At 45.1% G+C, this 26328-nt stretch carries 21 protein-coding genes and 3 pseudogenes; 15 read left to right on the forward strand and 9 right to left on the reverse strand.

The features are described from left to right. Window positions 1-20 precede the first annotated feature (20 nt). Entirely contained in the window at window positions 21-1394 is a 1374-nt protein-coding gene (gene pabB, locus OCV12_RS06315; protein ID WP_261885641.1) for an aminodeoxychorismate synthase component I, read from the reverse strand. 253 nt (window positions 1395-1647) lie between these two features. Here pabB and OCV12_RS06320 point away from each other — a divergent pair, with 253 nt between their 5' ends. The 8 genes from OCV12_RS06320 (at window position 1648) to OCV12_RS06355 (ending at window position 9572) form a co-directional block, all read left to right on the forward strand. After that, window positions 1648-3165 carry a fumarate hydratase gene (locus tag OCV12_RS06320; protein ID WP_176681501.1) on the forward strand — a complete coding sequence of 506 codons (1518 nt, stop codon included), beginning with the start codon at window positions 1648-1650 and terminating at the stop codon, window positions 3163-3165. A 164-nt stretch (window positions 3166-3329) separates the two neighbouring features. Next, the gene (locus OCV12_RS06325; protein ID WP_010441392.1) at window positions 3330-3515 is read left to right on the forward strand and encodes a hypothetical protein; all 186 of its coding nucleotides are present in this window, start codon (window positions 3330-3332) and stop codon (window positions 3513-3515) included. 207 nt (window positions 3516-3722) lie between these two features. Then, window positions 3723-5096, forward strand: coding sequence for a YcjX family GTP-binding protein (locus tag OCV12_RS06330; RefSeq protein WP_261885642.1), 1374 nt, complete (start codon window positions 3723-3725; stop codon window positions 5094-5096). Between the two features lie 14 nt (window positions 5097-5110). Further along, window positions 5111-6163, forward strand: a complete 1053-nt coding sequence (locus OCV12_RS06335; protein WP_261885643.1) for a YcjF family protein — start codon at window positions 5111-5113, stop codon at window positions 6161-6163. Between the two features lie 144 nt (window positions 6164-6307). Continuing rightward, window positions 6308-7852 carry a transcriptional regulator TyrR gene (gene tyrR, locus OCV12_RS06340; protein WP_261885644.1) on the forward strand — a complete coding sequence of 515 codons (1545 nt, stop codon included), beginning with the start codon at window positions 6308-6310 and terminating at the stop codon, window positions 7850-7852. Window positions 7853-7870: 18 nt separating this feature from the next. Next, a complete protein-coding gene (gene rimJ, locus OCV12_RS06345; protein ID WP_210444576.1) occupies window positions 7871-8458 on the forward strand; it encodes a ribosomal protein S5-alanine N-acetyltransferase in 588 nt (195 codons plus the stop codon). 189 nt (window positions 8459-8647) lie between these two features. Next, window positions 8648-9121 (forward strand): DUF2947 domain-containing protein, encoded by a 474-nt coding sequence (locus OCV12_RS06350; RefSeq protein WP_261885645.1) that lies wholly within the window; start codon window positions 8648-8650, stop codon window positions 9119-9121. A gap of 235 nt (window positions 9122-9356) precedes the next feature. Beyond that, window positions 9357-9572 carry a hypothetical protein gene (locus OCV12_RS06355; RefSeq protein ID WP_161672636.1) on the forward strand — a complete coding sequence of 72 codons (216 nt, stop codon included), beginning with the start codon at window positions 9357-9359 and terminating at the stop codon, window positions 9570-9572. Between the two features lie 171 nt (window positions 9573-9743). Here OCV12_RS06355 and OCV12_RS06360 read toward each other — a convergent pair whose 3' ends face one another. From OCV12_RS06360 to OCV12_RS06370, 3 genes are all read right to left on the reverse strand, one after another. After that, window positions 9744-12596 carry an Hsp70 family protein gene (locus tag OCV12_RS06360; RefSeq protein WP_261885646.1) on the reverse strand — a complete coding sequence of 951 codons (2853 nt, stop codon included), beginning with the start codon at window positions 12594-12596 and terminating at the stop codon, window positions 9744-9746. 152 nt (window positions 12597-12748) lie between these two features. Then, window positions 12749-14695, reverse strand: coding sequence for an Hsp70 family protein (locus OCV12_RS06365; protein ID WP_261885647.1), 1947 nt, complete (start codon window positions 14693-14695; stop codon window positions 12749-12751). Beyond that, the gene (locus tag OCV12_RS06370) at window positions 14695-15327 is read right to left on the reverse strand and encodes a DUF2760 domain-containing protein (RefSeq protein WP_176681494.1); all 633 of its coding nucleotides are present in this window, start codon (window positions 15325-15327) and stop codon (window positions 14695-14697) included. Before OCV12_RS06370 ends, OCV12_RS06365 begins: the two co-directional genes overlap by 1 nt. 348 nt (window positions 15328-15675) lie before the next feature. Here OCV12_RS06370 and OCV12_RS06375 point away from each other — a divergent pair, with 348 nt between their 5' ends. After that, window positions 15676-17214, forward strand: coding sequence for a sensor domain-containing diguanylate cyclase (locus OCV12_RS06375; RefSeq protein WP_261885648.1), 1539 nt, complete (start codon window positions 15676-15678; stop codon window positions 17212-17214). A gap of 87 nt (window positions 17215-17301) precedes the next feature. Continuing rightward, window positions 17302-17832, forward strand: coding sequence for a 3'-5' exonuclease (locus OCV12_RS06380; RefSeq protein WP_123283105.1), 531 nt, complete (start codon window positions 17302-17304; stop codon window positions 17830-17832). A gap of 200 nt (window positions 17833-18032) precedes the next feature. Here OCV12_RS06380 and OCV12_RS06385 read toward each other — a convergent pair whose 3' ends face one another. Further along, a complete protein-coding gene (locus OCV12_RS06385) occupies window positions 18033-18575 on the reverse strand; it encodes a cytochrome b/b6 domain-containing protein (protein ID WP_261885649.1) in 543 nt (180 codons plus the stop codon). A 215-nt stretch (window positions 18576-18790) separates the two neighbouring features. Between OCV12_RS06385 and OCV12_RS06395 the strand changes: the two are divergent. From OCV12_RS06395 to OCV12_RS06410, 4 genes and pseudogenes are all read left to right on the forward strand, one after another. Continuing rightward, window positions 18791-19161: pseudogene (locus OCV12_RS06395) on the forward strand (antibiotic biosynthesis monooxygenase family protein). A gap of 16 nt (window positions 19162-19177) precedes the next feature. After that, window positions 19178-19858: a hypothetical protein gene (locus tag OCV12_RS06400; RefSeq protein ID WP_261885651.1), complete on the forward strand. Its 681-nt coding sequence runs from the start codon at window positions 19178-19180 to the stop codon at window positions 19856-19858. A gap of 65 nt (window positions 19859-19923) precedes the next feature. After that, a complete protein-coding gene (locus tag OCV12_RS06405; protein WP_261885652.1) occupies window positions 19924-20790 on the forward strand; it encodes a winged helix-turn-helix domain-containing protein in 867 nt (288 codons plus the stop codon). Next, window positions 20780-21217, forward strand: coding sequence for a hypothetical protein (locus OCV12_RS06410; protein WP_176681488.1), 438 nt, complete (start codon window positions 20780-20782; stop codon window positions 21215-21217). Before OCV12_RS06405 ends, OCV12_RS06410 begins: the two co-directional genes overlap by 11 nt. 121 nt (window positions 21218-21338) lie before the next feature. On the opposite strand, the gene OCV12_RS06415 is transcribed toward OCV12_RS06410, so the two are convergent. From OCV12_RS06415 to OCV12_RS06425, 4 genes and pseudogenes are all read right to left on the reverse strand, one after another. After that, window positions 21339-21788: a tellurite resistance TerB family protein gene (locus OCV12_RS06415; RefSeq protein ID WP_239848675.1), complete on the reverse strand. Its 450-nt coding sequence runs from the start codon at window positions 21786-21788 to the stop codon at window positions 21339-21341. Between the two features lie 405 nt (window positions 21789-22193). Beyond that, window positions 22194-22919, reverse strand: a pseudogene (locus tag OCV12_RS24950) (alkaline phosphatase D family protein); the annotation flags it as partial. A 107-nt stretch (window positions 22920-23026) separates the two neighbouring features. Beyond that, window positions 23027-24215: pseudogene (locus OCV12_RS24955) on the reverse strand (alkaline phosphatase family protein); the annotation flags it as partial. A gap of 8 nt (window positions 24216-24223) precedes the next feature. Further along, window positions 24224-24766 carry a VC1380 family protein gene (locus tag OCV12_RS06425; protein WP_261885654.1) on the reverse strand — a complete coding sequence of 181 codons (543 nt, stop codon included), beginning with the start codon at window positions 24764-24766 and terminating at the stop codon, window positions 24224-24226. Between the two features lie 81 nt (window positions 24767-24847). Here OCV12_RS06425 and OCV12_RS06430 point away from each other — a divergent pair, with 81 nt between their 5' ends. Then, complete coding sequence (locus OCV12_RS06430; RefSeq protein ID WP_261885655.1) at window positions 24848-26164, forward strand: MipA/OmpV family protein; 1317 nt, start codon at window positions 24848-24850, stop codon at window positions 26162-26164. The last annotated feature ends 164 nt before the right edge of the window (window positions 26165-26328 follow it).

The following is a 26328-nucleotide window of genomic DNA, read 5'->3' on the forward strand; positions in this document are numbered from 1 at the left end:
GCTTTTAGCGTTTAGTTAGCTTAGCACTCTTCAAGTACGGGTAAGATACGGCTTAGCTTGTCTAGCGTCTCTTGGTATTCAGAAGCGCAATCACTATCAAAAACCACACCACCGCCAGCCCAAGCATAAAGCGTGTTGTTCTCTGCTACTAAGGTACGAATAGTAATGCTGGTGTCCATTCTGCCGTTTCGGCTGATGTAACCAATACTGCCGCAATAAGCAGAGCGACGATGAGGCTCTAGCTCTTCAATGATCTGCATAGCGCGAACTTTAGGAGCGCCAGTAATCGAACCGCCAGGGAAACAAGCTCTCAATAGATCCGTCGCCGAATATTGATAGTCCAGGTCAGCTCGTATTGTGCTCACTAGGTGGTGCACAGCTGGGAAGCTTTCAATATCGAACAGTTTCGGGACATGAACGGTGCCCGGTTTTGCTACTCGGCCGATGTCATTACGAAGTAGGTCAACAATCATCAGATTTTCAGCCTGATCTTTATCGGCACTGGCTAAGTCTTGTGCGTTCGCATCATCAATCACGTGGTCGTTAGAACGAGGGCGTGTGCCTTTAATCGGCTTAGTCTCAATCACGTTGTCTTTAAGTTCTAAGAAACGCTCGGGTGAGACACTGATGATGGCACTGTCGGCTAAACGGATAAAACCGGAAAAAGGCGCCGAGTTATACTGCTCAAGCTTTTCATAGGCCAGCCATTCGCTGCCTTGATATTTGGCATTGAAGCGTTGAGCCAAGTTGATCTGATAACAGTCACCAGAAAGCAGGTATTCTTGAACACTATCGAATTTGTCCGCATAGCTCTGTTCACTCATGTTCGATTGCCACGGTGTCGTGAGGCTAAACTCTGCTGCCTGAGGCTTGTCTTGCTGCTCAGATAACCAATTCCAGTGAGCTTCGATATTCTGTCCAACCACACACGCTGTCTTAAGCTTGTGATCAACCACGATAGCCCATTCATAAAGACCCACCGCCATGTCGGGTGCTTCAATATCACGCTTTGCCAGAGACGGAAGTGTTTCTACTCTCCGGCCTAAATCGTAGCTAAAGTAGCCCAATGCGCCGCCAACGAATGGCAATTCAGGATGGTCTTTGGTTGCAGGCAATAATTGCTGCTGATATTGGTCGAGTAGTTCGAAAGGATCAGACTCTGAAACCTCGCACGTCTCATTAACATTAACGGTGGTTTTTGCACCGATCGTTTCAAAGGTGGCGATGGGTTGAGCAACTAAAATGTCGTATCGACTATCAACGTGGCTTTCTGAGGCTGAGCGTAATAGCATTGCCCACGGCAGGCTTTCAATATGAGAAAACAGCTGTTTAGCTAAAGTTGATTGATATTCAAGCGGCTTGATTTGGATAGAGCGAAATTCGTTGTTATTCATTTGTTTAATTTGTGACAAAGAGTTCGATCACTGCATGGCGTGTGAGAGGAAGCAAGAGTATCATAAATTGAAAATAAAATGGGTTCTTGATTAGAACGGAGTAATCCAAGTGGTTTAGTTTACAGCTATGCAAGCGATTGCTAAAGCAACTAAATACAGCTCAACACAATAAAAAGCTAAACCCACTAATTCGATTCGGCATAAAAGCCAAACCGTGAACCCACATGGAACCAGAACAATAAAGAGGCATGCAATGACGGTTATTCGTAAGCAAGATGTGATCAGCAGTGTCGCTGACGCACTTCAGTACATTTCTTATTATCACCCTTTAGACTTTGTCCAAGCCCTAGAAAAAGCGTACGAGAAAGAAGAGAGCCAAGCAGCTAAAGATGCGATCGCTCAGATTCTTATCAACTCGCGTATGTCTGCGGAAGGCCATCGTCCAATTTGTCAGGATACGGGTATTGTTACTTGTTTCGTGAACATCGGTATGGATGTTAGGTGGGAAACGGATCAAACAGTACAACAGATGGTTGATGAAGGCGTTCGTCAAGCTTACAACAACCCAGATAACCCATTGCGTGCATCTGTCCTAATGGACCCTGCAGGTAAGCGTATTAATACTAAAGACAACACGCCAGCGGTTGTTCATATTAATATGGTTCCGGGCAACAAAGTTGAAATCCAAATCGCAGCAAAAGGCGGCGGTTCTGAGAACAAAACTAAGATGGTTATGCTGAACCCTTCTGACGATATTGCAGAATGGGTAGAGAAGACGCTACCAACCATGGGGGCGGGCTGGTGTCCACCGGGTATGCTAGGCATAGGTATCGGCGGTACAGCTGAGAAAGCAGCGGTACTTGCGAAAGAATCTTTGATGGAACATATCGATATCCAAGAGCTTATCGAGAAAGGTCCCGAGAACGCAGAAGAAGAGCTTCGCCTAGATATCTTCAACCGCGTAAACAAACTGGGTATTGGTGCACAAGGTCTTGGCGGTCTAACGACTGTGGTTGATGTGAAAATCAAAACAGCACCAACACACGCAGCATCTAAGCCAGTTTGCTTAATCCCGAACTGTGCAGCGACTCGTCACGTTCACTTCACACTAGATGGCAGCGGCCCAGCAGAGCTAACGCCACCTAAGCTAGAAGAGTGGCCAGACATCACTTGGGAAGCGGGCGCAAACACGCGTCGTGTTAACCTCGATGAAGTAACCAAAGAAGACGTACAAGAGTGGAAGACAGGCGAAACTGTTCTTCTATCAGGTAAGATCTTAACCGGCCGTGATGCAGCACATAAACGTATCCAAGGCATGCTAGAAAGCGGCGAAGGCCTTCCAGCTGGCGTTGATTTCAAAGGTAAGTTCATCTACTACGTTGGCCCTGTTGATGCAGTTGGCGATGAAGCGGTAGGTCCTGCGGGTCCAACAACCTCAACACGTATGGATAAGTTCACAGACATGATGCTAAACGAAACAGGCATCATGGGTATGATCGGTAAAGCCGAGCGTGGTCCTGCAACGGTTGAGTCAATCAAAGAACACAAAGCGGTTTACTTGATGGCAGTCGGCGGCGCAGCTTACCTAGTAGCGAAAGCAATCAAAAAAGCACGTGTGGTAGCGTTTGAAGATCTTGGTATGGAAGCGATTTACGAGTTTGAAGTTGAAGACATGCCAGTAACGGTTGCGGTTGATTCAACGGGTGCTAACGCACACCAGATCGGCCCTGACACGTGGAAAGTGAAAATTGCTGAAGCTGAAAAAGCTTAATTAAACGAAGCCAAAAAATCGTAATGGATGTTGGCTTCACTGTTTGAATTGCAAATTTTGACAGAAAGTTAAAGACAAAAGTGCAGCATTATCTGCACTTTTGTCTTATTATCAATGATATAGTGATAAACACATCGTTTGATATAAGAACATAGGAGAGAGGAATGCCTCGTTTTATTCAGATCCTACAGATTATCTTGGCAGTGGTGATTGGTAGTTTCATTGGTTACGATTTGATCTTGCACGGAATCAGCATCTTTAACGAAAAATACGTAACTATCACATGTGTATTGTGGTTGATTTCTGAGATAACACTGTTTGTTATCTACAAGCTGATAGAAGACGATTAGTCCGACATCAACGAAAAAATTCAAAGCCCCTGATTATGAATGTAGTCAGGGGCTTTTATTCATCTAGCATTAAGAATGGGTATTGCATACTCACCAACATAAGCAAAAGAAAAGCAAAAGCATACAAACTATCCCAACAGGGAAAGAACATAGGCTTGCCTCTCTATTATCATAATCAGCTAGCCTATTTATCACGGAGTCGTTCAAATGAAACACCTAACTCAAGAAATGAGTGACTTTATAAGCAGAGGAACGGATTCTCACATTAGAGTAGCGGTCACGGGTCTGTCTCGTGCCGGAAAAACAGCTTTTATTACCTCGTTGGTTAACCAGCTTCTTCATACCTCTACTCACAAAAATTTACCGCTTCTTTCATCAGCGAGAGATGGAAGGATTATTGGTGCAAAGCGTATCCCTCAGCACAACATGATGATTCCCCGTTTCTCGTACGATGAAGCGATGGAGTCACTCACTTCTCAGCCACCAGAATGGCCAGTGCCGACGCGTGATGTCAGTGAAATTCGATTAGCGATCAAATATAAGCCGGCTAAAGGTGCAAAGAAGCTGCTGAGCAAAAACAGCACACTTTATCTCGATATCGTTGATTATCCGGGCGAATGGTTACTCGATTTGCCACTACTGGATATGGATTTCGAGACTTGGAGCCAATCTCAATTCGCAGCGCTAAAAGGTGACAGAGAAACCTATTCGCAAGAGTGGAATACCTTGCGCGGTGATATCGACTTGTTAGCCGAAGCGGATGAAAAGAAACTGGTCGCGATTGCCGATAGCTACACTCAGTACCTTCATACTTGTAAAAGTAACGGACTGCATTGGGTACAGCCGGGTCGATTCGTATTGCCGGGTGAGCTTGAAGGCGCGCCTGTGCTGCAGTTTTTCCCGTGTGCTGCACCGGAAGGTAAGTTCTCGAAAACCAGTAATTATGCCGTGCTGAAAGCGCGTTATGAAGAGTATCAACAAAAGGTAGTGAAGGCGTTCTATAAGAATCACTTTGCGACGTTCGATAGACAAATCGTGCTGGTGGACTGTTTGCAGCCACTCAATGCAGGTTATGACTCTTTCATGGATATGCGTGGCGCACTTGAGCAGTTATTAAAGAGCTTTAAGTACGGTCGAAGTAACATCCTAAGACGCTTGTTTGCACCGAAGATCGACAAGATTTTGTTTGCAGCGACCAAAGCCGACCACGTAACACCAGACCAGCATCCAAACTTGGTGTCACTGTTACAACAGATGGTACACCCTGCGTGGCAACAGGCAGCGTTTGAACATATCGATATGAGCTGTATGAGCATCGCATCTATTCAAGCGACCAGTGCTGGTTATATCTCTTCAGGTTCAGACAATGTGCCTGCGCTGCAAGGTGTGACCTTGGATAACGTGCCTCAAACCATGTATCCGGGTGAGGTGCCACGTAAGCTGCCGAACAAACAGTATTGGGAAACTAACCAGTTTGATTTCACGAGCTTTAGGCCAATGGAACAACACTCTGATGAGCCTTGCCAGCATTTAAGAGTCGACAAGGTTTTAGAGTATCTCATTGGCGATAAGTTGAAGTAATTGAGGCAATCAAAATGAGTGAATTAAAAACAAAGCAGGTCTTTAATGAACCGTTGAAGACCTCTTTTGATGAGCAAGATAAGAGTGAAGTTAGTCGTGATTTAGGTGCTCAACAACTGTTCACTGAGCAAGAAAAATTTGTTCCCGTAGCACCGCAAGTGCAAGACGATCTTGATGGTGAAGCTGAGCAACAATTGGAACAAGTTATTCGACCTAGCAAAAAGAGAAAGTGGTTGGGTTCAGGCTTGTTAGTCGCTTTTTCTGGCTTAGTCGGTTGGCAAGCGATTGATTCTGTCATCACCGCTATTCAGTCAGCAGATTGGCTTGCGCTAGGTTGGGCAGGCTTTATTGCTGCTATTGCTTCGTTAGGTTTAGGTGCAATAGGTAAAGAGCTGTGGAAACTGCGCTCGCTGAAAGATCACTTCAGCATACAAGAGCAGAGTGAAGAGCTAATTCAAAGCCAAAGTGTTGGTAAAGGCAAAGCATTCTGTGAAAACATCGCCAAGCAGGGCGGTATTATTGCCGAGTCTCCAGCTTACGATAAATGGCGAAACAGCATTAACCCTGCACACAGTGATTCTGAAGTATTGGATATGTACGATGCACTCGTCGTGAGCCAACAAGATAAGGTGGCGACTCAAATCGTGACTAAGTTCTCGACCGAATCGGCGGCCTTAGTTGCGGTGAGCCCTTTAGCAGCGGCAGACATGTTGCTGGTGGCATGGCGTAACTTCACCATGATAGACAAGCTCGCTGATGTGTATGGCATTGAGCTTGGTTACTGGTCTCGCATTAAGTTGTTCAAGTTGGTGTTAATCAACATGGCGGCAGCGGGCGCAAGTGAACTGGCAATTGATGCGAGCATGGACTTAGTCTCGATGGATCTTGCAGGTAAAGTGTCGGCGCGTGCAGGGCAGGGGCTAGGTGTTGGTATCCTGACTGCACGATTGGGCTTAAAAGCCATGACACTGCTTCGCCCAATGCCTTGGCATAACGAGCGCAAAGTGAAACTGGCCGATATGCGAAAAGCCGTCCTTTCTGAGATAAAACGAATCACGCTGAAATAGTACATACCACTTTGAAACAAAATGTATGACATTGAGTGGTTTGCGAGCGAAGAGTAAACATATGTTTACTCTTCTTCTTGACTGAACTCAGACCTTAATTCACACTACTGTCAACTTATCCTGACACCTATAATAGGACTATTTGTGCGTCTTGAAGTATTGTGTGAAGACAGACTCGGCTTAACGCGTGAGTTGCTCGATATCTTGGCCTCAAAAAGCATTGATTTAAGAGGAATCGAAATTGATGTTAAAGGTATTATTTACTTAAACTGCCCTGATATCGATTTTGATGCTTTTAGTGAACTTATGGCTGAAATTCGCCGAATTTCAGGTGTGAAGGATGTACGTAAAATTCAATTTATGCCAAGCGAAAGGCATAACACAGAGCTGATTGCTCTGCTGGCTAACCTACCTGACCCCGTGATTGCGATTGACCTTAAAGGCTCAGTCGATATGGCAAACCACGCTGCATTAAATCTATTCAACAAGCAAGAAGACGAAGTGATCGGTGAACCGCTATCGACGTTCGTGCCTAGCTTTAACTTTGCTCGTTGGATCGAAGGCGATGTGACTCGTCATCGTGAAGTTGTGGTGTTGGATGGTTTAGATTTCTCGATTGAGATCCTACCTATTTATCTTGGTGGCGACGTTAACGAAGCAGTGCTAGCCAGTGCAGTAATGACGATTCGTTCTTGTAATCAAGAGATGAACACGCCAGATGCTATCCCAGAACAGAACAATCTTGGTTTTGAACACTTTGTTGGTGTCTCTAATCGCCATAAAGCCTTGATCAGCCAAGCTAAGAAATTGGCGATGCTGGATCAGCCGCTATTAATTGAAGGCGATACCGGTACGGGTAAAGAGATGCTAGCTAAAGCGTGTCATAACCGATCAAATCGATCGTCTTTCCCATTCTTGATTCTAAGCTGTGCATCGATGCCTGATGACGTAGCAGAAACCGAATTGTTTGGTCATGCTCCGGGGTCATTCAACCATGAGCAAGGTCATAAAGGTATTTTCGAACAAGCGAATGGCGGCACGGTATTTTTAGATGAGATTGGCGAAATGAGCCCGCATCTACAAATCAAACTGCTTCGTTTCCTACAGGATGGTTCATTCCGCCGTGTTGGTGAAGAAGAAGAGATGCATGCTGATGTTCGTATTATCGCATCAACGCGTCACCGTCTTTCTGAACTTGCTGATTCTGGTTCATTCCGTGAAGACCTGTTCTACCGTTTGAATGTACTGACTCTGTCTATCCCTGCATTGCGTGAACGTTCTAACGACGTCGCACCATTATTGGAACTGTTTGTTGCTAAGTACGCACAGCAGTTAGGTATGCTAAAACCAAAGCTTACTCAAGAGTTGATTGACCAGCTTGGTAACTACCAATGGCCAGGTAACATTCGTCAATTAGACAACATGGTTCTACGCGCACTGACAGAGTTGGATTCAGATACCTTAACGGTTGAGCAATTCCACTTGCCTCAGTTAGAAACCATGACGGCAGGCATGGCGAATCTAACCTTAGATGGGTCTCTGGATGAGATCATGAAAGACTATGAATCTCAGATTCTAGAGAAGCTTTACCAGTCGTTCCCATCGAGCCGTAAGCTAGCAAAACGCTTGAATGTTTCTCACACCTCAATTGCCAACAAACTGCGCGATTACGGTATCAGAAAGAACTGATCGAATAAGAACAAGATTATGGAAGATTTGAGCACACCAGAACGCATTTATAAGCGCGATGGAAACCTGATTCTACGCACCGCTGAGATAGACGATGCGAACATGATCAGCGAGTACTTTCAAACTAACCGAGAGTACCTTAAGCCTTGGGAACCGATTCGCGAAGATGCGTTTTTTGATAGAACGGGTTGGGCGCAGCGCCTAATTAAGTTAAACGAGCTTCATAAAATGGGGCTTGGCTACTACTGTTTATTGATTAATGCAGACTCTAACGAAATGTTAGGGACGATTTCGTTCAGTAATTTGTCCCGTTTCCCGTTCTACGCGTGTAACGTTGGTTACTCACTCGCAGAGCGCGCTCAGGGCCACGGTTACATGCGCAGAGGCTTGAGCATGGCGAAGGACTACATGTTTGATGTGCAGAACATGCACCGCTTAATGGCGGGCTATATGCCTCACAATGAGCGAAGTGCTGGTGTGTTGGAACATCTTGGATTTGTTCGTGAAGGTTTTGCTAAAGACTACCTACAGATTAACGGTAAATGGGAAGACCATATACTGACCGCGTTAGTTAACCCGAACTGGGAAGACAGACGCAAGGTTTAGACGCAGTTGTAGTTAGCAACGAACGCATTTACCAATATGCGTATTTAAAAAAATAAGCGTATTTAAGTTAACAAGCTAACAACGAATTTAAAGGCAGCGAATATCAAGCGATCTCTAATCGCCGCTGCATCAAAAAGAACATATAGGCATGGTAATCCATAAGCCTGAGAAGAAATTTGAGGAATTTTGATGTCATACACAACTTTGGACGAATACCAAAGAAAATGGATTTTCACTCACCAGTCGATGCCACTACCCGCTGAGGACTTGGAAAAGATTAAGCCAATGACACAGGCAAGAGCATCTCAGTTCTGGAAAGAGAACGTAAGCCCTCAAAGCCCAGACGCAGAACGACTAAGCTCGCAAGACTGGCCGAGCAAAGCATCGAACTGGAATGAAGAGATCAGCTGGATGGCACATTGGGAAGCCGATGAGCCAGAAATGCCAGAAGAGATCTTGAAATTCATTGATTGGCAAGATGACGTAACTGTTTATTTTTGCTATGAAAAATACAATGTACTTGAGACCAAGTGGGCGATTTTCAAGAAGCATTGGAAGAACTTTTTGTTCTACGATGATGGCCCGATTTTACTAGGTCGCCGTCGTTCAGAAGCACTGTGGTTTGCAACAAACGGTACTGTGAAAATCGGTAACCGAGCATAATCTGACAACGAGTTTTAAGCTGAAAAAAGCGAGCATCGAGCTCGCTTTTTTTGTGCCGGTGGATCTTTGAAGATTGTTGCGAAACACCCACTGTTTGACCTTGAAAATTGAATCGCATTCCTACTCGTTTAAAGACGGAAATTTACGAAATTGAGATCGCTATCTCATTGGCTTAGTTGAAGTTTTATGCCTTTGGGCTATCTTTATAGTACTGCCTTAGTGGAGGTGAAGTATTATGATTTGGGATACTCTCGAACGTGTAAATAAACTTCGCAAGGAAGCAATGGAGGATCCAGAGTTTTTGGATTCAGCAAAAATGCATGAGGAATGGCTTTTAAGCGAAACTCATAACCAATCTCAGAAAGGAGTCAAAGAGAAGAAACCGAAAAAATTGTCCGATATTTATGAAAACACGGATTTTCCTATCAACCCAACTGGAACGAAACATTAACAATGATTAACTGCAACGCGGCTGAGGCTCTTAACCCGAAAGCTGATGATCAACGACACATACCAGCCTTAAGCCACCAATAAAAAAGCCACTTTCAACGAATCGAAAGTGGCTTTTTCTTTTCTTGTTAGCTTCTTTACCATTAACAACGAAAGCTAATCGTTTCTAAACCTAGTTATTGATTAGGCTTAAGCCGCTTGGTAATGCATCACCAAACACACGCTTAGACTCACTTTCAGAAAGCTCAGTTACTTCACTGACGAGTGTTAACCAAGACTCTGGCACCTTGCTTTGCTTCAGCTTCTCAACAACTTGATTACGGTAATCGTCAGAGATATCAAACTGTCGGTCGCCGGTCTTACGACAAATCATCACAGCAGCGAAGGCAATCATCTGCTCTTTCTGCCAGTTCTGCTCAAGCAGTTTGGGTAACCATTGTTCTGCTTGCTCGCGAGGAATCACGCTGTGTTGGCTGCCATACAAAGGCGTTCTTGAAGCCAATCGACCCAGAGCCCACCAGTGCGCTTGCTCAAACTGATTATGGTTAATCGCTTTGCTTAAGAACCATGTTGCTAGCAGTACCTTGTCTTCCACTTCCAGTTGCTCAAGCGATGCAGCCAATCGCACCATGGCTTCATAGCCATTGTCTTGTGCATCTTTGGCCGTTTTAGGGTTCTTCATTGCGCCCGGGTGAAGGTACTTAGCAATGTCTGCCAAGATAGTCTCTTGCTGCTCTTGGTTTAAACCACCTGCAACACGACGCCAGAATACCCACCAGTCCGTCCAACCTTGGTGGTTCTTAAACTGGATGTTTTGTTGGTAAAGACCCCAAATCTGCTCAATACGCCATGAGTCCGTTGGATCACCAAAGCCAGGACGCAGCGAGTAACCCGCTAAACGCAGCCAGTTCTTCTCGTGTGCTTCTGAGCGGCGACGACGTTTGCGACCCAATGAGAAGCTATCGAAAAGGTGACGAAGAGTCGTGAAGTCCCACTCATCGCGTTTACCGAGTCGTTTCTCAAGATCTTTAGACAGAGTTTTGATCTCTTTCGATTCAGCACTCTTTTTATTGCCGCTGTACAGGCGAGAAATCAGTTCCTTACACTCATCCAATCTCGGATGAAGTTTAGAGTTATCGGATTCGTCACCCTGTTTGTTTCTGACTTCAAATTCTAACAACCAACGTTTCGAGTCGTCTTCAGTGCTCACGCATTCCATTTTCAGTGTGCCGACTTCGGTTAACTGACAAGCGAGTAGCACTTCAACACGTTCTTTCTGGTTAGCTTGCAGCTCTGCAGTGCCCGAACCTTCCAACGTAGAAATATAAGGTGGAAGAGGGGAGAACAGATCGGCATCCACATCCACCATCACACCGTTTTGGATGGCAGTGTCGTGAGCGATTTGATCGTGTGTTGAAGTTAGTAGGTTAAAACGAACCGGTTCGCCTAATGTCAGCGAGAAGCGACGGCTGTTCAAACGGATTTCTTGACCTTCTTCAGTACCTTTGGCCAGGAGACACAGTGCCTTACCCATCTTGTTCTTTTCTTGTAGATGTAAGAAATAAGAACGAGCAGCACCACCACCGATTTTCAGTTGTGCACCACGGCGAGCTTTACCAAACGCAACTGCACCTAACGCCACTGACCAATCTGGATGAGGGTTATCTAATACTGTGATTGGAGAACCGTTCCAATTGCCCAGTAGCTGAGTAATACGCTCAGTCACAAGTTCACTGTTGAACACACCACCGTTAAGCAGCACACCGACAGGGATAGCCGGCTTGGTGTCATCGAATTCAATAGACTCAGAGTTTTCCAGTGCAGCTTTAGACACTTGTTGGTGTGTCGTTAGGAATTCTGCAACGTGCTTACTGACCGCAGGATCGGCAACGTAAGGCAGGCCGAATTCAACCACGGCGCTGCGACGTTTGTCTGGTGTTTCCGTAAATTCAGAAAGAGGGAAGAAGCCTTCTAAAGCGATTTGATGAACTTCTTGCTTGGTTAAGCCAATACTCTTGGTGCCGCCTAGCAGCTTCGAGCCACTACCCAACATGGTGATCTTTACATCGTCAGGCGCATTAGCAGAAAGTAAGCTCTCTTTTGCAGCGCGAGTTTGTTGAATCAGTTTGGTTAGGCTAGAGGCGTTCAGCTTCTTGTTTTGATTGAAGCGCTGTTCGGCTTGGTGAGCGAGGGCTAAATCTAGGTTATCACCACCCAGCATTAAGTGTTCGCCAACACCGATACGATCGAGAGCGAGCTCGTTATGACCAGCGTTACTCGCATCGTTATTTGCATCGAATTTAGCTTCAATTAAGCTCAAGTCGGTGGTACCACCACCGACATCACACACTAAGATTAATGGGATCTGTTGAAGCTCTTCCGCAGCCGTTTGTTGGTGACGAGCATACCAGTCATAACAAACCGCTTGAGGCTCTTCGAGTAATAGAATCTTACCTAAGCCAGCAAGTTCTGCGGCTTCAAGTGTCAGCTTACGTGCTGTCTCATCGAATGATGCAGGAACCGTTACAACAACATCTTGGTCTTCAAGTTTGTTGCTTGGATTACGGTAGTTCCACGCTTGGCGGATGTGATTCAGGTAGCTCGCACTTGCGACAACCGGCGATACTTTATCGACATCCGCTGCGCCAGCCCAAGGGAGAATGTCTGAGCTACGATCCACCGCTTGGTGCGATAGCCAACTCTTCGCACTCGATACTTGGCGGCCTTCGACCTTAGCGCCTAGTTCACGTGCCCATTCACCGACGATCACATTTTTAATGTCGCCTTGTACTGGGCTTGGTTCCCACGGCATCGTCAGGTCAGAAGGGGAGATTTGACCTTGTGCTGGGTGGTAACGAAATGATGGAAGTAAGGGCTTACGAACCACTTCACCGGGGCCGATGAGCTGATCGATATCGAAAAGAGAAACGGGAGCGTGTTGTAGGTCGTCGTTGATTTCACAGTAGGCAACCACAGTGTTGGTTGTGCCTAAGTCAATGCCGACTAAAAAACGAGGAGTTGCCATACAAAACCTTATTCTTCCAGAGTGATGACCAGTTTGCTGATGCTTTGGTCTTATTGTTGTTATTCGTAAACGTCATTCCTGAGATACAGGCAGGACTAGGTTGGGAACGGTACTGATAAAGTAACGGCACCCGCTAAGGTGCCGTTGATTCATTATGCTTCTTCGCTTGAGTCGTTGTTCGAATCTTCACGAACGTCGAACTCAACGTGCCATTTTTGACCATTGTCAGTGGCAATCGCTTCTAGGTATAGAGTACCTAGTTCAGTAACGCGAGAAGCTAAAGTAACCGGAACCACTTCACCTTCGTGACGGCCTTCAGAAACAGGCAGTGTCACTTGGATTTCAGGAAGCTCGTCTAGCTCTTCTGGTGTCCAGTGATCAAGGTGAGTACCGGCTTCATCTTCACGGCGTGTCGTTGAACCGAAGAATTGGAAGTGAACAGGCTGACCAATCACTAGACCGAACTCTTGGCTAGGCACTTGAACGCTTGAACCTTCTTCCATACCAAATGGTGCAACACACAGCGCTTCCATAGGAGGAGCCATACCTGGGATTGCTGGCATCGCGCTCTCGATTCCTACGTAGTAAGAAGATGCGATACCACCGCGGATACGAACGCCTTGACCACGACGTACTGCGCCGTAGTAAGAAGCACCGCTTGCAACTGCTAGGTCTAGGTCTAAACCTGAAAGCTGTTTAGCAAATTCTGCATCAGCATTGATCAACCACTCGTTGATGGTGTTTGAAAGACGATCAGCAAGTAGGTTAGATTTTAGAACACCACCGTTGAACAGGATTGCTGTTGGCTTGATGAAGTCAGCTGCAGGCGCTTCTGCACCTGGCATACCAGGCATGTTTGCAAACGGGTTGAAATCTTGTTGAGCGGCTTCGCTATTTCCAGAAAGCGCGTTCGCTTGCTTAGAAAGGAATGCAGCAATGTGACGAGTGATGCCTGCGTCTTGAGCGTAAGGCAGACCCATTTGAGTCAGTGCGCCACGCGTCTTTTGTACAGGGTGCTCAGTTACAGCAACTTTAGGGAAGAAGCCGTCCACTAATGTTTGTTGAACTTCTTGCTGAGTCAGTTCTGTTTTCAGTGTCGCGCCAAGCAGTTTAGAGCCACGGCTTGGTACTACGATTGGCACAGATTGCAGTTCAGCATCGTTAAGAAGCGCTTCTTTAGCATCGCGACAAGCATGAGTCATCGCTTGAACTTGCCAAGGTGCCAGTTCTTTGCCGTCTTGCGCCAGTTTCATCTTCAAGCGGTAAGCAAGAGCCAAGTCCATGTTGTCGCCGCCCAGTAGGATGTGTTCACCTACTGCTATACGGTTCAGGCTTAGGTTGCCGTCGTCTTGCGTTACTTCAACTAACGAGAGGTCGGTAGTACCACCACCGATATCAACAACAAGAACGATGTCGCCAACGTCAACTTCGTCACGCCATTTGTCATCGCTGTTATCGATCCAGCTATAAAGAGCAGCTTGAGGCTCTTCTAAAAGCGTTAGATGAGTGAAACCCACATTACGTGCAGCTTCAGCTGTTAGGTCGCGTGCAGCAGGATCAAACGAAGCTGGAACCGTGATTGTTACGTCTTGGTCTGCCAGTTTGTGTTCTGGGTTCGCGTGGTTCCAAGCATCTTTAAGGTGCTCAAGGTACAGTTCAGTAGTCTTAAGCGGAGATACCTTTTCCACTTCTTCAGGGCTACCTGCAGGAAGGAATGCATCACGACGGTTTACACCACCGTGGCATAGCCAAGATTTTGCACTGGCTACCAAACGAATAGGGGTTTTCGAACCAAGGTTACGCGCAATAGCACCAACTAGGGCTTTAGGCTCAGAAGACCAAGGAAGAACGCGAGAGCCCGCATTCATTTCATGTTCGTGCGGCTGGTATAGGAACGAGCCAAGTTGGCTGCGAGTTTCTACTGTACCTGGAGCCGTCAGTTGAGGGATTGGCATTACCTCAACGCGAGCGTCTTCATTGGTCGTATCGATGAAAGATAAAACGCAGTGTGTAGTACCTAAATCAATACCAACACTGAACTTAGGTGCCTGATGCTCTTGAGAAGAATGCTCTTGAGCTGAATGACTTTGGTGTTCCATTATAGCTCCACCTCTGCTGGGGCAATCACAGATGCATCATAGTTCTCAGCAAGTTTTGGAAGGTTCATGTCAGTTGCTTTCCAACCTTTGTGAACAAGTGTGCCGTTGAATGGTGCATTACCCGTTACATTGCCTGTTAGGCGGATTTCTTGCGGGTTGAAACCTTCAGCTACCGTGATGCGCGTTTCTTCATCTTCACTACGGATGTGAGAAAGCGTTACGTAGTCTGCTAATACTTTTTGGCCGCCAGTGTGAATAACACGTGCTGCTGCGCCAACTTCTTCGTCAGAGAATGACGTTAGGTCTTCTTTTAGGAAGTCGATTAAGCGCGCCTCTTGCTGCATGATAGACAGAAGTTGCATTGCAGAATCTGTCGGTGCTGTAGCAAGCTTAGATTCAACTTCGACTACTTTCTCGATCACTTTTTCAACTTCAACAACTTTCTCTACTTCGACAATTTTTTCAACTGGCTTTTCAACTTCAACGATCTTTTCTACTGGTTTTTCTACGACTTTCTCAACCACTTTGGATTTACGAGAAACGGCAATAAGCAGTAGTAAAACGCTTGATGCAGTTAAGCCTGCGTGAAGCATATCAAACGTTTGTGGGATTAGGTTCAAATCAACGATCATAGTGATTTCTCTTTAAAATTGATTTAACGGTATATTCGTCGGTTCAAAGGAATATACAGGTTGGAAAGGAACGCAGTGGCACAAGGCCAAAATGGTCACTTTCAAGCTATAAATATGGATGGATACTAGCATATTCAAGGCTTAAGAGTGGTATTTAATGTTTTCAATCAAGTGTGTTTTTGGTGTGTTAGCTTGAAATTTAGCCGAGATTTGCCTGAATATTGGCCGCTGATGTAAGCGAGAGGTAAACAATGCCCGTTTTATGTCAGTTTTAAGACGAAACAGAAATGGAGCATGAATCCCTTCCGTTATATACTTTTAGCTCATTAACGCCTAATTGGAACATCTATGCCGCACACTACCGACCCTCTAACAGGGTTGAAGAGACGAACTCTCCCATTGGTCGTATTTTCGGTCAGCTTTTTGATTACTGTGTTGTGTTTTATATTAGTCGCGCTGAACCAAAACCGCGCCCTGAATATGAATTTGAATAGCTTTGCTACTCACCAGACACTGAGCTTGGAAGCGTTTATCGACAATGATGTGGCTTACATAGGTTCCGGCGCCAATTTCTTCTATTCGAATGATCCTGAGAACTGGGATAAATTTGACCGTTTTGCTCAGCAAACCATTAATGATTCAAAGAGTCTGATTGGCTTGCAGTGGATGCAAAAAGTGGAGCCGGATGAGATTGCTGAACATACGGCTCAGATGAAAGAAAAGTATCCATCTTATAAGCTGTTCACCATCCCGAAGCATGAAGCAAAAACCTATGGCTACGTCTTAAATGGCGAGCCAGCTTTTATCGCGACTGACTTGTATCCCAATACTGCTGCTAACGACAAGGTTCTTGGCTTTTACTCTTCTCGTGAGCGATTCAAACGTGTTCTAGAAAACATTAAACAAACCCGAGAAGCGAATATTTCAGATAAGGTGCGTCTGATACAAGACGGCCTAGATCGAGATACCCCAAAGAGCGGCATGTTGGTTTACCACCCAGTGTTTGAAGGCGAAAGCGACAATTTGCTCGGTGTTGTGATTGGTGTAGTGCGCACCACTTATTATTTTGAAAACCTTTTGGCGTCAGCGGTGGGTGACATGGATGTGTATATTCGTGTTACCGATACCGGGTTCGAGGCAGAGGATTCACCAATCTTATTTGAAACCGAAGGTTATGAAGCGGTATCTGGGCACCATATTACTAAAACGATCGCACTGACTAATCGTGACTGGAAGATCGACTACAAGATCGACTCGTGCATCTCTTTTTATGGTTACCTTGTATTAACCGGAATCGCTTTGGTTGGCACAACCATCTCTTTACTGTTGGCGTATATCGTTAACATGCAAATCAGAGAAAAAGAGCGCTTGTATCGAATGCTGGATAAAAGGACAGAGGAGCTTCGTTTCTTAGCTGACCACGACAGCCTGACGGAGATTTATAACCGACGCGCTTTCAATAAGAAGCTGGACAAGGCGATTGAGCGAGACCAACCTTTTAGTTTGATTGGGTTTGATATCGACAAGTTCAAAGGCATTAACGATGAGTTTGGTCACCCGGCAGGCGATGCTTTACTGATTCATGTCATCAAGTTGATTTCTGTGAACCTGAAACAAGGGGACGACCTGTTCCGCTTGGGGGGGGATGAGTTCTGCATCATCTCTAGCATCTCAAATCATGAAGCGTTGAATCGTTATTTAGAATGCATTCTAAATACCGTGAGTCACTCTCACTGTGAACACAAAGGTCGACAACTTAGTTGTACCCTGAGTATTGGTGCTGCCATTCGTAGTGGCGAGGACTCTGAAGAGATCATGCAAAAAGCGGACAGCATGCTCTACCAAAGTAAGTCAAATGGCCGAAATAGAGTCACAATTGCAGGCTAAATGAGCACTTGATACAACTGGGGTCGAGTTCTTTATTGGGCTCATGTACAATTTCACGAAATTTTTGACGAGAGAATTAGGCGACGTATGAATCACAATCGAGTGGTGTGTTTCGATTTGGAAATGTGCTGTTGGAGCGAAGACGGTGTAGGGACAACAGGTGAGATCATTGAAGTTGGTCTTGCTGAGATTGATCTCGCATCCGGTACTATCGTGAAGCGCGCACAATATTACGTTAAGCCAGAGAAAGACGAAGTCTCTCTGTTCTGCGCCGAACTCACGGGCATTACACCTCGCAAGATCGAAAAGCAGGGTCGCCCGCTAGAGTCTGTCATCAAGTCGATGATTAAGAACTTTGGTGGTCCAAACAAGATCTATGCAGCCTGGGGTCGTGATGACCTGATCTTACACAAAGAGTGTATAGAGAAAGGCATTGAACCTCCGTTTAGCGAGTTCTTAAACATCGCAACGCTTTACCGTGTTCAGAATCGCTTGAAAGACAAACGCATTGGTCACCGCGCTGCTCAAGAAGCCAAAAACATTGAGTGGGAAGGTCGTCAGCACTCGGGTTATGTTGATGCCTATAACCTTGCGAAACTCACATTGACCATGCTGTAGTTTTTGACAACGTTTGGTCTGTGGATAAACAGCAGAAAATAAGAAGCCACCTTTAAGTCATTATATAAAAGACTGGGTGGCTTTTTGTTATTTGGAGAAAGGCGAAAAGTAAATCAAACTTTTGATTCTAGTTATTTAGGTTGGTTATTCAGTTTCATAATTCATCTCAGCTATTTATTTCAGCTATTTATCCAAGATAGTTACTTACCTAGCATTTTATTAAGCTTATTACCCTTGTCGAAAAAGTGATGCTTCATTGCCCCTAAAAGATGTAACGTCACTAATGACATGAAAACTTTAATCGCTGTCGCGTGAATAAAAAACAACATGCCAACCATTTCTTTCTTCGTTGCTCCTTCACTAAATACCCATGAATAGACACTGAATACGGGGGTCTCGATTAGTGCAATGCTTAATTCGGACACAGCGATAAAGGTCAGTGTCACTGCTTGAACAATTTGCACCAACTTAGGAAGAGTAAATCTATTTTCGCCTCTTTTGGGTTTGGCGATCATTCTTGCAATCAGAAGATTTATGAGCACTAAAACAACAGAGCCAAAAATTTGGTGTATCAATATCGTTGGATATTTTTCAGGAAACGGGAGTAGTCGGCTCGATATAAATCCAAGAGTTAAGGTAACCATGACTGCACAAAACATTGCCCAATGAAGTGAATCAACTTTTCTATTCTCTTTTGCATCACCACTATTATTTATACTGCTGCTTATTATTTCTTGGTTCATTCGATAATCCATTATTGGTCTTTAATTCACCATTATATTTACCGACGATGTGTTATGAATATGTTTGCTCGATGTTTAATATTAATAATCATGCATCGATTTAATTAATATTAAATCGTTCCTCTTGCTCTTGATGGTGCGGATATCTCTGTTAGCGTGTTTGCAACTAACCCACGGAGGCTTTTATGGAGAGCAAGAGCATGGAGAATAAGATCATGAAGTACCAAAGCATCAAGAGTTTGATCAAGCGAACCATTACATTGAGTTTATTGAGTGTGAGCCCATTACTGTTCGCACACCCTGTAGTACTGATTAACACATTTCAGTTGAAGCAAGCAAAGACGCCGAAACGTTAGCGTATTGGGAAAGCGCTAGGGATGTACTTGTAGAGCAACCGGGTTATATCTCAACCACATTGCATCGTTCGCTGAGTGCTGATGCTACCTATCGATACGTGAATGTTGCTAATTGGGAGAGCCAAAAGCACTTCTTAGATGCGATCTCTGTGATGAGGAATGAGCTGCCAGCACTCGATATTGAGGGTGTGACTGCCGATCCTAATCTTTACGAAGTTATCCGCCATTAATTGAGAGTCTGTTCAAATGAAATATGTACCACGAGTGTTTTTAGTTCTTTTTAGTTTTTTATTCTCCGTCAGCAGTTATTCTGCGGCTTATGGCGTTTCGGTCGCATGGAAAACACAGGATGCCCAAGCGGTATTTGATGCGATGCCTAATCAGAAAAAGGCGTTCGCCAATTTGATTGATGCAGGGTTAATTCACGATATGTTTGTTTCTGAAAGCTTTATTGGTGACCAAGCATTTCCAATCATTAAATTCGTTATGGAAGCGGACAGTGAAGAAGAAGTAAGACGTGTTATTGGTAACCTTCCTTTGCAATTTAAAGAGTTAGCTGAAATAACAGAAGTGAGAGACATTGGTAGTAAGTGGTTGGATACGGAAGTCGTGTTTACCAATTATGCGATTGAGTTGTCTTGGAAAGAGCCAGAAGACCAATTAATTGCAGATAAAATAATCAGTGTGGATTTGCAAAAAGTGGTTGATTGGAGTGCTCAAGGCGTTATTACTTCGGCTTATTTAAAAAACCAAGCGATTGCTGAATCTCAACCAAATCAAACCGCTATGATCAGACCAATATATTCTATTGCTGTGTTAGCTCGAAATGAAAAACACGCACTCGAAATTGCTAACGATCTTAATGCCGTTAAGCTAGGGTTCGCTACTGTAAATATCAGCGAATTAGGTTTTAAACTCGCGCTGTGATTTTGAAATAAAGTAAATTCTCATGCTATTCTAAGGTGAGTTATTTAACACTTTTAACTCGCCTTATGAATAATAAAATACAAGAATATAACTTGGTTATTGACCTTGATAACCGCCAATTGCTTAATCTTTCTGTTAATAAGCACATCACTTTATCACCATCAGAATGTTTGCTTTTAAAGCACTTGATGGACAACTGCACACAAACCATAGGACGAGAGTTTCTTCTGACACATTGTTGGCCGGGAAGGGTGGTAACCAATAGCTCTCTCAATGTAGCGGTTAAGAATGTTCGTACTGCACTTCGAACTGTTGGTTCTGATTGTAAGGTGATTACTGTCCAGAAAGAGGGATACTGCTTTGTCGCGCCTGAAAACGACGTGGCTAATGCGGATGAGCTGATAGATAACTCTATTGATGATACGACAGAAACCGTAGTAGATGCAGTTGAGAACCCAATCACTGGTGGTTCGATGACTGATCACGATGTGATTGAGGTGCCTGCTTCTAAGCATCACACATCGCTTAGTTATTTTAATCGCAAAGGTAAACCTCATCTAGTGCCACTAACTGCAGGTATCGTGGTGAGTGCTTTGTTAGTCGTTGTGCTCTCTTACCTCGGTTTATTCATGGAAAGAACGTCCATCAATGGAATTGCGGTGTACCACGATAGCGTCAATTTAGATTCGATGCTGGTGGAAGACTTATCATCGATTGCTGAACCTGGAGTCGAAGCAATATACCTGCATCGTATGGGTGTTGATTGCGGCGCCATACAAGTGGTGATATTGAACCAAAGTGGCTGGAAAGACATCAGCTCAAGCTTTGAATTAACGCACTGTAACGACGCGCAAGCCGGGCTCTACGAGATCGAACCCATTAATAGACTGGGAATAAACCAAGCAACAGAAGGAACGGTCGATGAAGCGTAAGTTTTGGCTCCCTATCGTGGTTACCTTGTCCGCTATCTTACTGTTTGGTGTCATTTCTGGTGTGATGACTCGAGGGGCTTATCAGTTTGAGGGTATCTATGAAAACGTCGGTTATGAAGTGCTGACGCTGGATCTGAAGAATGGCCGTTCAAAGATGCGTTATGTTGGTTATGATATCAACGGTCAAGTCGTGCAGACCAAGCAGTTTTTTGGCGTGTTCTTACGTTGGGGTAATCACTACTATTTCTATCAGATTGAACAAGACCAAGCTCACGGGCAGCAGACCTTTAATGTGAAGAATTTTTTCATTCAGCATCACAACAACAGGCGTAGCGTAATGGTGTCGGATCAGCGTGGTGCTTACGTGACCAAAGATGGGAAAATTCTGGAACTGAAAGGGATTCTATATGGGCGAGCACTTCGCTAACTTGTACTCGTTTTTAAACTCACTGAGTTAAAGCGAACTCATTCAGTCTTGTTTGATATGAAAGCGACGGTCTATTGAGCCGTCGCTTTTTTGTTTTGTCGTTTGTTCGTTTGTCCAGAGTCTAATCTTCGCCTAGAACACTTAATTTACTTTTGATGAAATCTTTGTGGTCAACGTAAAGCAGTTCTGCGGTTTTGCGGATGACGGAATCTTCAAGTGGATCAATCTCTCCATCGGCATGCGCGACTTCCCACATAGCTTTAATCAAATCTATGCGAACTGGCTGCGACAGCTCTCGCAGTTGAGAAGTGAAATCGTACAGAGAAACAGATTGCTCAACTTGAGGCTCAGCTTGCGCCAATAAGTCTTTTGATTCTTCTTCGGTTATGTTCAACAAACGTTGCAGTAAGTGAAGCTTGGCTTCTTGCTCTGATTCGTTGATCGCGTGGTCTGCACCGGCGACTTCACATAACAAGCTGGCGATAGCTAAGTTAGGTGAGGCAATGGGTGTTTTACCTAAATCAGAGCCTTCAACTAATTGTTTAAATAACGAGGTCAGTGAGTTAAACATAAGAGCATTCCAGTTATGGTGAATATTATTACTATTGGGCCTACAGAGTGTGATCGCAAGCGTCTTTACTTAAAACTGACATTACGAAGACGCGAGCAATAAGGAACAGTTGTCAGGGCGTGTTGACCTTTCGCGGTTAAATTTTGTTCGGATGGGGACGCCTAGTCAAAAGCGTTTTAATCGCGGCGAGGGGGAAGTGGCCTAGTCATTCTAAGCAAATCTCCCTCAACAAAGAGTAAAACGCTTTTTGCGGGGGCGCCCAGCTCGAACCCTTCGGGCAGCGTTTGCTGGTCATTTCTACTGCGTTATCGGCTTCTCATGTAGGCTAGCTACACATCGACGCCTCTGCCTTGTATAAATCCCCAGCAATTCGCTGCAAAAATCAGCTCGAAAGATCAACACACCCTAATCCGGCTCTGGAAAACGCGTGACTTTTCCGTCGCCACTGAGTGTCGTGATCGATTGCGGTTTCCCATCGGTGTCTAGCCTCAATTCACCAATCGCACTGCGGTTTGAAAGGCGATAGAAAGTTTGGTTGTCTGGGCTACGTTTCTCGATTCTCAAGCGCTTACGCTTAGTGAAGTAGTTGAGCACCGAGCGCGGGCTATACAATAATCGGTCACATACATCGCAGAATTTCAGCAATGGGGCAGGGAACTGATTCTTGATACCACTACAAGTAATTTGGTAGATGTTCGGGCTGTTTTTGCGGTACCTAAGCTTTATGTCGTAGGCGAAGGAGTAATGCACATCACCTGAAAGCACCACGAAGTTGGTTGGCGTTTTGGTGTGAGTAAAGATACTGATGAGTGTGTTAGCACTGCCTGGGTGCGCCATCCAGTTCTCGGCATCAATCACCAGTGGTTTGCCTAGGGTGGTCATCATCTTTTGCAGCGTTTCAATGAACTTAACCCCGAACATCGGTGCCGCGGACACAATCACCACTTTCTCTTGATTGATTAACTGATGTTGAAATTCGGTCAGCGCTTCCCAGTCCATCAAACCCGATGGCTTGTTCATTCGTGACTCAGAACGCCAACGACGAGTGCGTGTATCCAACACAATCACTTTTGGCGACGTGTTGATGGTGTAATGCCATTCTTCGAAACGATCCAACATCTCAATGTATTGCTTGTGTCGTGTTGGCTCTAGCTGCCCAATGACCGTTTCTGTAGTTTCTGGCAGTTCAACCGTTTGCTCGCTTGAGTCACTCAGGTCAACATCTTGGTTCACTAATTCCGAGAAAAGCTGTTTGGTTTGTTCCATGAAATCGCGGTTGAAGTTCTCTGGTGCGTTACCCCAACCTTGGCACATCCAATAAGCCGCAAGGCCGTTACCAATCACTTGTGTCGCGAACTGGTTTTGATCGACCGCGTGTTCCCAACCAACAGTAAGGTTCCAATCATCCGTGACATCGTGGTCATCAAAGATCATGTAAGTTGGGATATGAGCGAACAGACGCTGTACTTGTGGCAGGCCCGCGATGAAGTCATCAATGATGGTGCTCTCATCACGCCACTGTTGCTGCTCGGCAGGCGTTAACTGTCGGCCGCCTTGCATGAAGTTGTTTTCGATTAATCGCTCACGGTTGATGCATTGCCATAGGGTTGGCGACCAAACCAGCAAGTACATGGCGATGAATTCAGACAGCGTGACCAAATGGTTCTCACAATCGGTCGAACTGAAGATAGGGATCCCACGTTTAGGGAACAACTTATCGAGCAGCGAATCTGAAGTGTTGTGGTGTGGCAGTAAATGATCACGTTGGTAAAGATGATACTCGCTGCTAAACAGGGCTTCACTGCTGCTGATTTTGCTGTCCAGTGAGTCGGTCGGCAAGCTTTCACCGACTAACCCAAGCAGTTGGATTACTTGTTGAATCGCGTCCAATGTTGGACCAGCAACGTGATCGGCGTAGATTTGGTCACCGCTCATCATCAGCATATCCGGTCGCTCAACAACAGCTTGGGTGGCGATCTTGTTATCTGCCGCTACTAGGCTGTCTTTGCTCGGGTGATGAGGGTTACGACAAGAGCCATGCAAGATGTAGTCAGCCGTTGTCGATATCTTAAATTCGATTCGAGCGTTATTGTCGTTGGTTCGTTTTTCTGTATAAACCAAGTGCGGCGCCAGCTCAGTTAATGAACCTTGCTCGGTCTCTATTTGATACTGCAACGGAACGTTGGTTGGAAACTTTCCCTGTAAATGAATCAAGGTTACCCAAGCGTGTGTACCCACTTGAATCGACTCTTGTTCATTCAGTGGCGACGTAAAGAAAGAGGTCTCTTGCTCTGCATTGAATAATTCAGTTGTGCCCGAAAGCGGGGCACTGGTGACTACCCAGAGTACCACCTCAGTTGCGGTGGTTTTTCGTAGAATTGGGCCTGCGAGCAATAAGGGAAGAGTTGATGTCGTCGAGCGTTTCAATACGGTTCCTAAATCGTTGGAGGTGTGTCGTTGAGTTCTTTTGTTTCGAGCGCAGAGGTGTCGAGTTCCGGTGTGTCAGGCTCGTGAGTTTCAACAGTTGTTGTTTCCAGTTCTGGAGTTTCAGGCACTGTTGTCTCTTGCTCTGTCATTTCATCTTCCGTCATCTCAAGGACTTCGATAACTTCGGAGCTAGAAAGTTCATGACCCATCAGAAATATCGCCAATAAGGCATCGGCTTTGGTTTTAGTATCGGAAGGGTCGTCTAACACTTGTTCAAGCTTTTCTCGGATCATGGCAATTTCGTGCTCTACAAAGCCACGGCCTTCGTCATCCCCTTGGTTTTCTTCAGGGGCATTATCGAACTCCATAAACAGCAACTCACCATCTAACTTTGTGTTAACCAGTCGCTCTGGCAACCATTCCTCACCCATAACGATATCTGGGTCGGAATCATTGGGTAAGTGGTCTATAATGTTTTGTAATTCTGAGACTTTCACAATACTTTCATTTAACCGAGAATATCCTTCATTGTAACGGTCAATTCCAATCAAACCTAAAACTAGTTGGTTGGAATGGTCAATAAATGTCTATTCAGTAACACAATATTTATTACAAAGAGTAATTACACAAGAATGAAGCACAAATTTTCACCGAAGCTCATCTCGTATGGGGCGGTTTTATTAAGTAACGCTTTTTTAGGTAACTGCGTGGCGTGGGCTGCGGAAGAGCAGGAGTGGGGCGTTGCAGCAATGTTCCGAACTGCGAGCATTCCTTACGACACCTCTGGTGGTGACCAGTCGGTTAACACATTTGTTCCGATGTTATTCTTTAAGAACGATTACGTGTTTATCGACGGCACAGAAATGGGTGCTTACCTGTATCAAACCGAAGATGAAAAGTGGTCATTTAACGCTATTTCTCGTATGCGTTTTATTGATATTCCAGCGTCAGAGCAAAACGCCATTGAGGGTGATACCGCCGATTTCGGTGCTCAACTGACTTACCAACTTGATGAGCAATGGGCTGTCGAGACGGAAATTATGAGTGACAGTGAGTATAACTTCCACGGTAACCTGCGTGCCAAAGCCAAGTATGAAACTGGCGATTGGGAATTCTCTCCAAGCGCGACGCTACGTTATAAAAGTGCCGACTTCAACAGCGAATACTATTCCGCATCCAATGAAACCATTGGTGCAGGTGTAGACCTAAATGTCGGCGTAGAAGCGCGTTATCACGTATTTTCAAACCTTTATCTATTGGGCTCGACCAGTGTAACTCGCTTGGATGACAATGCTTACGATTCTTCGATCGTGGAAGACCGTTATCAAGGTGAACTCTACCTTGGCTTTGGTTTCTTCAATGATAAAGAGAAAGCACCTAAACCTAAGCTAAGTAACGCTCCTTATCTGCGTGTTGCACACGGTTGGGCAACGCCATCGAACATTGGCGACATCATGAAGTTCAACGCGGAGAAAGACGAATACAACAACCAACTCACATCGTTCTTTTATGGTCACCCTTTAACTGATGAGATCTTTGGTTTCCCGTTGGATATCTACCTAACGCCGGGTATTGCGCATCACTGGAGTTCAGACGTTCAATCGAGCAGTACGGAATACATCATTGCGATCAAGGCTTACTACACGTTCAACTGGCCGACACAGTGGCGATTTGGTGTCGCAGAAGGTATGTCGTACATCGATTCGATTACCTACATCGAAGGCTCTGAGATGGACCGTAAAGGCTACACCGCAAGCCACTTGTTGAACTACCTAGACTTCTCATTCGATGTGAATGTAGGCGACTTAATCGGCAAGAACGATTTGAACAACTTGTGGTTTGGTTATTCGTTACACCATCGTTCAGCAATCTTTGAAAACGCCTCTCAGTTTGGTCGTATCAAAGGCGGCAGTAACTACAACACCGTTTATTTCCAATATGAGTTTTAACGACTGATTTAGGTGCTGATTGAACCTGAGATAAGAAGCCTGATAGCTACTGTGAAATCGCTGAGTTTTTAAACGTTAGCGCAGTTTTCACATAGCTCTCAGGCTTTTTTATTGAATACTTGTGGTACAATCGCGCGAGTTTATATAAGAGAAAGAATAGGACA

Source organism: Vibrio pomeroyi, from assembly GCF_024347595.1.
GTDB lineage: Bacteria > Pseudomonadota > Gammaproteobacteria > Enterobacterales > Vibrionaceae > Vibrio > Vibrio pomeroyi.